Raw genomic sequence first — 10,026 nt, forward strand, 5'->3', positions numbered from 1 at the left:
TCTAGCCGAGGCGCTGGAGCACCTTTTCCCGGCCGATCAGCGGCAGGACGGCGCCCATGTCCGGGCCATGCTCCAGGCCGGTCAGGGCCTTGCGCAGCGGCATGAACAGGCCGCGGCCCTTGCGGCCGGTGGCAGCTTTCAGCGCGTTCGTCCAGGCGCTCCAGCTTTCGCCGGTCAGCTCGCCGTCCGGCAGGTGCGCGGCGGCGGCGGCGATGAACTCCTTGTCCTCATCGGCCACCAGCGGAGTAGGCTCCCCGAAGACAATCTCCACCCAGGCTGCAGCATGGGCCACGAAGGTGCAGTTCTCGCGCACGGCCAGCCAGAAGGGTTCTGAAGCGGCGCGAGCGTCCAGCGCGGCCAGCCGTTCACGGACGGCTTCGAACGGCATCGCATGAACGAGCGCGGCGTTGAGGGCGTTGAGGTCATTGTCATCAAACCGGGCGGGGGCGCGGCCGATCTTGGAGAAGGCGAACTCTTCGCAGAGCTGTTCCAGCGAGCTGCGCGCCTCGATATTGTCGGAGGTGCCAAGCTTGGCGAGATGGCTGCAGATGGCCATCGGCTCATAGCCGCGCGCGCGCAGCTCGCCCATGGAGAGCGAGCCGATGCGTTTGGAGAGGGCCGCGCCATCAGCGCCGATCAGCAGCGGGGTGTGCGCCATCTCCGGCGCCTTGCCGCCAAGGGCCAGGAAGATCTCGATCTGGGCGCCGGAATTCGTCACATGGTCTTCCCCGCGCACCACATGCGTGATGCCGGCCTCGATGTCATCGACGACCGAAGGGAGGGTGTAGAGATAGCTGCCATCCTCACGGATGAGGATCGGGTCCGACACCGAGGACGTGTCGATGCTCTGCGGGCCGCGCACCAGGTCGTTCCATTCGACGCGCTCGCCCGACAGCTTGAAGCGCCAGTGGGGCTTGAGGCCCTTGGCTTCCAGCTCGGCGCGCTCTTCGGCGGTCAGTTTCAGGGCGGCGCGGTCATAGACCGGCGGGCGGCCACGCGTCTGGGCGATCTTGCGTTTGACGTCGAGTTCCTCGGCCGTTTCGTAGCAGGGATAGAGCAGGCCCATGGCGCGCAGCTTGTCGGCGGCCGCGTCATAGACCTTGAAGCGGTGGGACTGATTGAAGCTCTCATCCCAGGTCAGGCCGAGCCAGGTAAGGTCAACTTTGAGGGCCTCTTCATTCTCCTGGGTGGAGCGTTCAAGGTCGGTATCGTCGATGCGCAGGATGAATTTCCCCTGCTGCCCGCGCGAAAACAACCAGTTAATCAAGGCAGTACGCACATTGCCGACATGCAGTCGGCCAGTGGGCGAGGGCGCAAAGCGAACAACGGGGCGGGTCATGGGCAGCAGGCTTTCTGGTTCGGGAAAGTGGCTTGAGACATCAAATTGCGCCAAAAGCCAAGCGTCACGGTCATATTCTTGCTATTGTTATGGTTCACCTCCATTTTTACTGGACGGTATGGGAGCAGAAAATGCGATTCGGCTGGATTCTTTCGGCGGCCCTTTTTGTGGCGGCGTGTGGACAGAGTGATGTGTCCGCCCCGGCGGGCCCGGAGGCTGCGCCTGGCGCTGAAATGCCTGTGGAGGGCGCGGCAGGAGAAAGCGCTGCGCCTGCGGCAGCCCCGACAACAGATTATGCGGCTCTTTCGGGCTATGATGGCAACTGGTTCCTGAGCCCTGGCTGGCCGGGCGAATATCCCCCGGGCTTTGCCGTTCTGGACGCCGATGTGCGCGTGCCGGCCCGTGCCCGCCCCAATCCGACCGACCCGCAGGATGTGACCTGCCTCCTGCCGCAATACGCCAACTATCAGCTGTGGAATAATGCCCGCAACAAGGCCGATGACCTCGACTATTTCGTGGCCACGAAAAAGCTGCCGGTGACGGTTCTGGAAGATGCTGAGGTTGAGTTTGTGGGCGATGCGGGCATCGAGAAGCTGGCCCTGAAGGCCGGCGACCAGCTCACCTATCTGCGCTATATCGGCGAAGGCTTCACGGTGATGAGCTTCAATGGCCGCGAGTTCGATATCAATGAGGGCGAGCTGCGCGAGATCACGGATATCGGCGCCATCGAGAATGAAGAAGACCTCTGGGTCCGCGTGATCTGTCTCGGCGGCAAGCAGGCCTGGCTGCTGTTTGATGAAGTCGTGCTGGAAAAGGGCGTCTACCCCTCTCCGATCACCGGCTATGGCGAAGCCCATGACATCCTGCCCGACGAGGTGGAGACCGTCCGTGCCATGATGAGCCCGGAAGCCTTCGGCCTTGACCCGACCGCGCAGAGCATCGAGCCGCCGCCGGTGGAATAGCCGGCCGCCTGGCCGCGCGGATCAATTATCCCGGAAGCGGTTGGTGATCGGATAACGCCGGTCGCGGCCGAAATTCTTGCCGCCGACCTTGACGCCGGGCGGGGCCTGGCGGCGCTTGTATTCGGCGATGTAGAGCAGATGCTCGATGCGGCGCACGGTGGCCGGATCATGGCCGCGGGCGAGGATATCATCGACATCTTCTTCCAGGTCCACAAGGCCGCGCAGGATGTCGTCCAGCACCGGATAGGGCGGCAGGGAGTCTTCGTCCTTCTGGTCCTCGCGCAGCTCGGCGGAGGGCGGCTTGGTGATGATCCGCTCCGGGATGACTTCCCCGCCAGGCGCCAGACCATCCCTGGGCACCATTGTGTTGCGCCATTTCGACAGCTCGAACACTTCGGTCTTGTAGAAATCCTTCAGCGCATTGTAGCCGCCGCACATGTCGCCATAGAGCGTGGCATAGCCCACAGCCATCTCGCTCTTGTTGCCGGTGGTGACGACCATGTGGCCAAACTTGTTGGACAGCGCCATCAGCGTGACAGCGCGCAGGCGGGACTGGATGTTCTCTTCGGTAATGTCTGCCTTCTTTCCCGCGAAGGCATCGCCCAGCATCTCGTCCAGCGCCTCGACACCGGGATGGATGTTGATCGTGTCATAGCGGCAGCCCAGGGCGCGGGCGCAGGCGCGGGCGTCTTCCAGGCTGTGCTCGCTGGTATATTTCGAGGGCATCATCACGCACCAGACCTTGTCCGGGCCCAGAGCATCGGCGGCGATGGCGGCGGTGATGGCGCTGTCGATGCCGCCCGACATGCCGAGCACGACGCCGGGAAACTTGTTCTTGCGGACATAATCGCCCAGCCCCTGCATGGCGGCGCGGTATTCGGCGTGCCAGCCTTCAAGGTCTGCCGCGCAGCCCTTGCCGAGGCCCACGAACTGTTTCGTGGACGGATCAAACTCCACCAGCGCCGTGCCGGTTTCGAACTGGCCGATGAGGCCGCAGCGGGCGCCATGGGTGGAGTTCGTCGCATAGGATGCGCCGTCGAAGACAAGCTCGTCCTGCCCGCCCATCTGGTTGACGAAGAGGTAGGGCAGTTTCAGGTCTGACCAGCGATCGAAGGCGGCGGCGCGCTCAGCCTGGATGGCGCGGCGCCAGGGCGAGGCGTTGGGCACGACCAGAAGCTCTGCGCCAGCGGCATGGGCGGCGCGGGGCACGTTTTCGAACCAGATGTCTTCGCAGATGGCCACGCCGATGCGCACCCCCTGGAGGGTGATGATCAGCGGCGGGCCTTCGCCGGGCTGGTAATGGCGCTTCTCGTCGAACACGCCGTAATTGGGCAACTCCCGCTTGTCATAGCGCGCCTTGAGGGCGCCGCCTTCCAGATAGCAGGCGGAATTGTGCAGCTTGCCCTGCTCGCGCCAGGGCGTGCCGATGAGGATGGCCGGGCCGTCCTGCGTGTCCGCCGCCAGGGCCGTGACCGCCTCCATCGACTGTTCGACCGCTGCAGGTTTCAGCACCAGGTCTTCGGCGGGGTAGCCGAGCAGGAAATGCTCGCTCAGCACCAGCAGATGCGCGCCCTGCTGACGGGCCTGCGCATGGGCCTGGCGGGCAAGGGCAAGATTGCCCTGAATATCCCCCACAACGGGGTTGAGCTGGGCGGCGAGGAGGCGGAGATTATTGCTCATGATGAGCATTTAGGATGATGCGCCGGGGATGTCATCAGGGGATGCGCCATGCATACCGGATTGGCAGGACAGGCGGGCGGATAAGGTTCCTTCCCCAATGTCATCCCGGACGGCCCGCAGGGCCGATCCGAGGCTGGGGTGAGGGGCTCTGCGATCCTTGAGAAGGTCCCGGCTCTGCGGCCGCTGCGCGGCCTTGGCCGGGATGACAGGGAGTATCAGTAGCTGGCCGCCACTTCCATCAGCTGGGTACGCAGCGTGTTGGGGCTGCCGGAGAGGTACGTGTCCACCTCGTCATGCGTGGCGCGCCAGATGGGGACGGCGGCGGCGAGGAGGCTGCGGCCGGCGTCCGTGAGGATCAGGCGGCGGGAGCGTTTATCTTCCTTGTCCGGAACAATCTCGACATAGCCGAGCCGCTCCAGCGGTTTCAGATTAGCCGTCAGCGTCGTGCGGTCCATCGCCAGGAAGACGGCGGTTTCGCCCAGGCGCGGGGGCTCTGGCCGGTTGAGCGACACCATCAGCGAATACTGCCCATGGCTGATGCCGAGCGGGGCGAAGGCGGCATCGAAACGCCGCGCCAGCGTGCGCGCGGCCCGGTGCATGCCAAAGCAGAGGCAGCGATTGTAAACCTCAAGCGTGGTCTCGAAAGGCAGTGTCTTTTTCATGACAAAAGTAATATGTTGACATCAACGTATTTGTCAATGAGAAACGCGCATCAGCTTCCGGTGGAAGGCCGGGAGGCAGACAGGCAGGCGCCTCGCGCCGCCAATGGGATGATGGAGGACAGGATGCGGGAAGTGACCGCTTATACATGGGTGCCGGATTTTGCGCAGGGGTTCGTGAAGGATCTGCGCGTGCGCTGGGCACTTGAAGAGGCGGGATTGCCGTATACGGAGCGCCTGATCGACCATCAGCAGAAACTCATGCCGGACCATCTGGCGCGCCAGCCCTTTGCGCAGGTGCCGGTTTACCGGGATGATCGGGCCGAGCTGTTTGAATCCGGCGCGATCGTGCTGCATATTGCCGGAGGATCGCCGGCGCTGATGCCGGAGGATGCGGCGGCGCGGGCGCGTGTCATGAGCTGGGCCTTCGCGGCGCTTAACTCCGTCGAGCCGTCCGTGGCGAATGTGATGGGCACGCGGCTGTTCCATGGTGAGGCGCCCTGGGCGGCAGGCTATCTGGAAAGCGCGCGGGCGATGATGGATGCGCGCCTGAAACAGCTTTCCCGCTGGCTGAAGGGGCGGAATTATCTGGAGGCGGAGCGTTTCACCGCTGCTGACCTTCTGATGGCCAGCGTGCTGCGCGAGATTGAGCGCGATGGCGGATTTGACCGCTTTCCTGATCTGGCAGCCTATTGCGAGCGATGCGTGTCGCGGCCGGCCTTCAAGCGGGCGCTGGAGGCGCAATTGAGCGTGTTTGCGGGGGCCGAAGTCCCGGCGGGATTCTGAGCAGGCAGGGCAGCGGATGACCAAATATCTGATTTCCTTTCCGAGCGAGGCGATGGTGGTGACGGCGGAAGACTTTCCGGCTGTCGTGGCCGAGTCGCATGCGGTGATTGAGGAAGCCAAGGCGGCGGGGGTCTATGTCTTCGGTGGCGGGATCAATGAGGAAGTTGAGCCTGTGCGCGTGTTCGCGGATGGGGCCGTGTCTCCTGAGATTTATGCCGGGAGCCGTCTGAAGGGCGGTTTCACGGTGCTTGAAGTGGCAACGCGCGAACAGGCTGTGGAATGGGCGAGGAAGATCGCCGTGGCCTGCCGGTGTGCGCAGGAACTGCGCGAATTTGCCTTTGATCCCGCAAGCTAGAAAGGGCCCGAAATGAACGGATTGGAAAAGAAAGTACGCACCTGTCTCTGGTTTCAGGCGGGCGGGGTGAAAGCGGCAGAGTTTTATGTGTCGCTGCTGCCGGACAGCCGGATTGACGGCGTGTTCGAGCATGGCAATCCGGCCGACCCGATGGTGGTGGAGTTCACCCTGGCCGGCGCGCCGATGATGATCCTCACGGGCGGGCCCATGTACAAGCTGACGCCGGCCGCTTCCATCTCTGTGCTGACGAAAGATCAGGCAGAGACCGACCGCCTGTGGGCCGCGCTGCTGGAAGGCGGCGGGCAGGAGAGCATGTGCGGCTGGCTGGAGGACAAGTATGGCGTGGCCTGGCAGATCGTGCCGGAAATCCTGCCGAAGCTGATCTGTGACGCAGACCAGGAAGCAGGCCGGCGCGCGCAACAGGCGATGATGCAGATGCGCAAGATCGACATTGCCGGGATCAAGGCGGCTTTTGCCGGGGAGGGCGTGCAATGAGCGAGAACAAGGTGAAGGGCCCGGCGTCTTATTTCCCCTCTATCGAGAAGACGTATGGCAAGCCTGTGAGCCACTGGATGGGCATCATAGATGGCATGGCGGGCGCCAAACATATGGACATCGTGGCGGCCCTGAAAGCGGAGCATGGCCTCGGCCATGGGCACGCCAACGCGCTGGTGGCCGCGCACAAGGCTGGAAACAAATAGCTTTATACGGATAAAGGAGGACTGCCATGACGGCGAGAAAACCAGTAGCCGAAATTGCCGCTGAAATGGGCATCGGCCTTGTAACTCCGCACCTTACCTGCGAGCGGGCCGGAGAGGCGATCGAGTTCTACAAGGCTGCCTTTGGCGCCGAGGAGATGATGCGCCTGCCGGGGCCGGACGGGCGCCTGCTGCATGCCGCGATCCGCCTGAATGGCTGCATGATCATGCTGAATGATGCGTATCCGGAGATGGGCGGGCATTCGCCCAAGCATTATGGCGGTACGGCGGTGGTCATCCATCTGATGGTGGACGATGTGGATGCCGTGGCCACCCGCGCCGTGAAGGCGGGTGCGAAGATCGTGATGCCGGTGGAGGACCAGTTCTGGGGAGACCGCTACGGCGTTGTGGAAGATCCGTTCGGCCATCACTGGTCGATTGCCACACCCATCTGGCCGCCGAAATCGCCCGAGGAAATGCAAGCGGCCGCAAAGGCGGCGATGGACGGGATGCAATAAGGAGTAAGTGCAATGACCTATGTAAGTGGATTTCTGCTGGCGGCGCCGACGGCGAACAGGGAAGCTTATCGCAAGCAGGCCGAAGAGGCCTGGCCGATGTTCAAGGGCTATGGAGCCCTGAACATGGTGGAAGGCTGGGGCGATCAAGTGCCCGATGGCAAGATCAATTCGATCAACTCTGCCGTGATGCGCAAGGAAGACGAAACATCGCTTTTCTCCTGGGTCGTATGGCCGGACAAGAAGACCAGCGACGAGGCCGAACGGCAGATGATGGCCGATATGGAAGGCAAGGAATTTCCCGAAATGCCGTTTGACGGCAAGCGGATGATCATTGGCGGGTTCCAGACGATCGTGGGCGACCCGACCGCGAAGATCGGCTATATAGACGGCACGGTGATGCCGGTTCAGGCCGACAAGCGCGAAGCCTATACGGCGGCGTCCGAGAAGATGGCGGCTCTGTTCAAGGAGTATGGCGCCATTTCAGTGGTCGATGCCTGGGGCGACAACCTGCCGGAGGGCAAGGTGAATGACTTCCACATGGCCGTGCTGCGCAAGCCCGATGAAACGGTGGTTTTTTCCTGGATCAACTGGAAGGACAAGGCCACGCGCGATGCCGCATGGGAAAAGGTCATGGCCGATCCGCGAATGGAAGAATTTGGTCCGCACACGGCCGGCGTAGATATGAGCCGCATGATTTTCGGCAGCTTCGTGCCGCTGGTGGATGTCTGAGGAGGCAGGGCCGCCTGGCCTGAAACCAAGCTCGACTCTCTTGACTGGGGCGCTTTCAACGGCGCCCCTTTTTTGCGGGAGGATCAGGCCAGCTTGCGATAGAGAAGTTCGGCGCGTTCCGAGCCATATTCCGGCACCAGCACGCCCAGCAGGCGCACGGCCTCGGCGGGCTGATGGTTGCGGGCAGTTTCGATCAGCTGCAGCACCTGCTTGCTGAAAAGCTCGTTGGGCGTGTCTTCGTAACAGACCTGCTGAACGCCACTGATCGGCGTCGCCAGCAGGGCTTCATGCGGATAGGTCAGCTCTTCGTGAAGTTTTTCGCCTTCGCGCAGGCCCATGGTTTCGATGGCGACGTCCACATAGGGCACCTTGCCCTTCAGGCGGATCATCGTTTCGGCCAGCTGGCGGATGGGGATGGGGGCGCCCATGTCGAGCACATAGAGGCCAGCTTCGCCGGCATTTTTCTGCAGCGCGGCCGCCTGCAGCACGAGGGCGGAGGCCTCCTCGATGGTCATGAAGAAGCGGGTTGCGTCCGGATCGGTGATGGTGACCGGGCCGCCCTGCGCGATCTGGCGTTCGAACAGGGGCACAACCGATCCCGACGAGCCCAGAACATTCCCGAAGCGGACCATGGCGCCCGCCACGTTCGAATCAGCCAGGATGCGGCCAATGCACAGCTCTGCGAGCCGTTTGGTGGCACCCATCACATTGTCAGGGTCAACGGCCTTATCGGTGGAGATGAAGACGAAGCGCTGGGCACCGGCAGCAACGGCTGACTGGGCAGCGATGCGCGCGCCGGCCACATTGGTCAGGATGGCCTCGCAGGCATGGCGCTCCATCAGCGGCACATGTTTCAGCGCGGCCGCGTGGATCACCGTATCAGGCCGGGCCGTCATGAAGATATCGAGCATCCGGGCTTCGTCGCGGATATCGCCGAGATGGCAGCTGATCTTCAGCAGCGGCCAGTTGCGCTTCAGCTCCATCTCGATCTGGTAGAGATTGTATTCGGAGAAATCGATGACCGTCAGCTCGGCAGGCGCTTCGCGGGCCACCTGACGGACCAGTTCCGATCCGATGGAGCCGCCCCCGCCTGTTACCAGAACCCGGGCGCCCGTGAGGATCCCGCGCACGGGCTGCATGTCGAGATGGCGCTCGGGACGGGCGAGAAGGTCCGCCGGACGCAGCGGTTCCAGAACCTGGGCGGCCGCGTCATGGCCGAGCGCCATGATCTCCGCACCGTGCCGCGAGGTGACTTCGAGAACCTGCAGCATGACCTCGGGTGTCCGGGCCGTGCCGGTGAGCGCGACCCACGGCGTTTCGCCATAGCGCAGCACCATGATCTCGATGATGTCGTTGAGTTCCTTGAGGCTGCCGAGGATGGGCACGCCCCGCACGGCGCGTCCGGGCTCGTGCGCGTCCATCTCGACCAGGCCCAGCACGCGCACGGCCTGATCGGACGTGCGCCCTTCAAGGCGGCGCAGGACCTCGATCCAGCTGTCCTGATTGCCGAGCAGCAGAATCGGTTGGCCGTCCTTCGGCAATTGCTGGAAAATCTGCATCGGGCGCTGGGTCGAGCGCCAGCGCGCAACCATCCGTCCGCCGAAGAGGGCCACGGTCCAGAAACCGATGCCCAGCAGCAGGGTGGGCACAGGCGACGTCAGGGTACCGTTCAGGGTTACCATTACGGGGAGGTAGAACAGAACAGTCAGGGCAATGATCTGCACCAGGCGCCAGGCATCAGGCGCGCCCATATGGCGCCACACCTGCCGGTGGATGCCGCCGAGCACCAGCGCAGCCGCCGCTGCGAGCATGAAGGCGACCGTGCCAAGCAGCCAGCCGAGCACATTGAACGGCACACCGCCTTCATGGCTGAGATGTGTATCAAGATGGGCCGCCGTCATGGCAACGCCAGCCATGGCGATGTCAAACGTGAGCGTCAAAGCCATGGCACGCCGAGCGGCGTCTCTGGGTGTCACGTCTGATACTCCCTCACACTCGCCCGTACGAAACGAACCACCCGAGTTCTGCCACCTTGGGTCTGAAAATGCAAAGCTTCAAACCGGGTATCAATGGCCAATTCTTTCGGACGGAAATAGAGCATTTCCATGGCAGAGTTAAGGCGGTCTCCTGATCTCTCGCGCATCCTGTAGTAGTTGCAGGCGATCTGGCGGAAGTGAGCGACCTGAGACATAGGTGACAGATTGTACCGGACACATGGGTAACACTTTTCGCTTTGGCGGGAGGTTGGGATGCCATGGAAGGACGGAACAAAGATGGAGTTCCGGCTCGGCAACCAGGCC

Annotated in this window: 11 protein-coding genes; 7 read left to right on the plus strand and 4 right to left on the minus strand. The window is 63.1% G+C overall.

The window, feature by feature from the left end:
* Position 1: 1 nt before the first annotated feature.
* Positions 2–1,339 carry a glutamate--tRNA ligase gene (gltX, locus tag BBF93_RS03915; RefSeq protein ID WP_114106988.1) on the minus strand — a complete coding sequence of 446 codons (1,338 nt, stop codon included), beginning with the start codon at positions 1,337–1,339 and terminating at the stop codon, positions 2–4.
* 131 nt (positions 1,340–1,470) lie between these two features.
* Here gltX and BBF93_RS03920 point away from each other — a divergent pair, with 131 nt between their 5' ends.
* The gene (locus tag BBF93_RS03920; RefSeq protein WP_114105033.1) at positions 1,471–2,301 is read left to right on the plus strand and encodes a hypothetical protein; all 831 of its coding nucleotides are present in this window, start codon (positions 1,471–1,473) and stop codon (positions 2,299–2,301) included.
* Positions 2,302–2,322: 21 nt separating this feature from the next.
* On the opposite strand, the gene BBF93_RS03925 is transcribed toward BBF93_RS03920, so the two are convergent.
* Positions 2,323–3,981, minus strand: coding sequence for an NAD+ synthase (locus tag BBF93_RS03925; protein WP_199288434.1), 1,659 nt, complete (start codon positions 3,979–3,981; stop codon positions 2,323–2,325).
* A gap of 215 nt (positions 3,982–4,196) precedes the next feature.
* Positions 4,197–4,643 (minus strand): MarR family winged helix-turn-helix transcriptional regulator, encoded by a 447-nt coding sequence (locus BBF93_RS03930; RefSeq protein ID WP_114105035.1) that lies wholly within the window; start codon positions 4,641–4,643, stop codon positions 4,197–4,199.
* Between the two features lie 123 nt (positions 4,644–4,766).
* Between BBF93_RS03930 and BBF93_RS03935 the strand changes: the two genes are divergently transcribed.
* Genes BBF93_RS03935 through BBF93_RS03960 form a run of 6 tightly spaced genes read left to right on the plus strand, consistent with a single transcriptional unit; the run spans position 4,767 to position 7,726 of the window.
* Positions 4,767–5,426: a glutathione S-transferase family protein gene (locus tag BBF93_RS03935; protein ID WP_114106989.1), complete on the plus strand. Its 660-nt coding sequence runs from the start codon at positions 4,767–4,769 to the stop codon at positions 5,424–5,426.
* Positions 5,427–5,442: 16 nt separating this feature from the next.
* Complete coding sequence (locus BBF93_RS03940; RefSeq protein ID WP_035601944.1) at positions 5,443–5,781, plus strand: YciI family protein; 339 nt, start codon at positions 5,443–5,445, stop codon at positions 5,779–5,781.
* Between the two features lie 12 nt (positions 5,782–5,793).
* Positions 5,794–6,276, plus strand: a complete 483-nt coding sequence (locus BBF93_RS03945) for a VOC family protein (RefSeq protein ID WP_035601947.1) — start codon at positions 5,794–5,796, stop codon at positions 6,274–6,276.
* On the plus strand, positions 6,273–6,482 hold the full coding sequence (locus BBF93_RS03950; RefSeq protein WP_114105036.1) for a DUF4287 domain-containing protein: 210 nt from the start codon (positions 6,273–6,275) through the stop codon (positions 6,480–6,482). Before BBF93_RS03945 ends, BBF93_RS03950 begins: the two co-directional genes overlap by 4 nt.
* A 26-nt stretch (positions 6,483–6,508) precedes the next feature.
* Positions 6,509–6,997 (plus strand): VOC family protein, encoded by a 489-nt coding sequence (locus BBF93_RS03955; RefSeq protein ID WP_206742185.1) that lies wholly within the window; start codon positions 6,509–6,511, stop codon positions 6,995–6,997.
* Positions 6,998–7,009: 12 nt separating this feature from the next.
* Positions 7,010–7,726 (plus strand): DUF1428 domain-containing protein, encoded by a 717-nt coding sequence (locus BBF93_RS03960; protein WP_114105037.1) that lies wholly within the window; start codon positions 7,010–7,012, stop codon positions 7,724–7,726.
* An 83-nt stretch (positions 7,727–7,809) separates the two neighbouring features.
* Here BBF93_RS03960 and BBF93_RS03965 read toward each other — a convergent pair whose 3' ends face one another.
* A complete protein-coding gene (locus BBF93_RS03965) occupies positions 7,810–9,702 on the minus strand; it encodes a polysaccharide biosynthesis protein (RefSeq protein ID WP_162786394.1) in 1,893 nt (630 codons plus the stop codon).
* Between the last annotated feature and the right edge of the window lie 324 nt (positions 9,703–10,026).

It is taken from the genome of Hyphomonas sp. CACIAM 19H1, assembly GCF_003325995.1.
Taxonomy (GTDB): domain Bacteria; phylum Pseudomonadota; class Alphaproteobacteria; order Caulobacterales; family Hyphomonadaceae; genus Hyphomonas; species Hyphomonas polymorpha.

Coding starts and splice junctions, on each gene's coding strand:
- BBF93_RS03925 (WP_199288434.1), bottom strand. CDS start 3,981: ATGAGCAATAATCTCCGCCTCCTCGCCGCCCAGCTCAACCCCGTTGTG.
- BBF93_RS03930 (WP_114105035.1), bottom strand. CDS start 4,643: ATGAAAAAGACACTGCCTTTCGAGACCACGCTTGAGGTTTACAATCGC.
- BBF93_RS03945 (WP_035601947.1), top strand. CDS start 5,794: ATGAACGGATTGGAAAAGAAAGTACGCACCTGTCTCTGGTTTCAGGCG.
- BBF93_RS03950 (WP_114105036.1), top strand. CDS start 6,273: ATGAGCGAGAACAAGGTGAAGGGCCCGGCGTCTTATTTCCCCTCTATC.
- gltX (WP_114106988.1), bottom strand. CDS start 1,339: ATGACCCGCCCCGTTGTTCGCTTTGCGCCCTCGCCCACTGGCCGACTG.
- BBF93_RS03935 (WP_114106989.1), top strand. CDS start 4,767: ATGCGGGAAGTGACCGCTTATACATGGGTGCCGGATTTTGCGCAGGGG.
- BBF93_RS03940 (WP_035601944.1), top strand. CDS start 5,443: ATGACCAAATATCTGATTTCCTTTCCGAGCGAGGCGATGGTGGTGACG.
- BBF93_RS03920 (WP_114105033.1), top strand. CDS start 1,471: ATGCGATTCGGCTGGATTCTTTCGGCGGCCCTTTTTGTGGCGGCGTGT.
- BBF93_RS03955 (WP_206742185.1), top strand. CDS start 6,509: ATGACGGCGAGAAAACCAGTAGCCGAAATTGCCGCTGAAATGGGCATC.
- BBF93_RS03960 (WP_114105037.1), top strand. CDS start 7,010: ATGACCTATGTAAGTGGATTTCTGCTGGCGGCGCCGACGGCGAACAGG.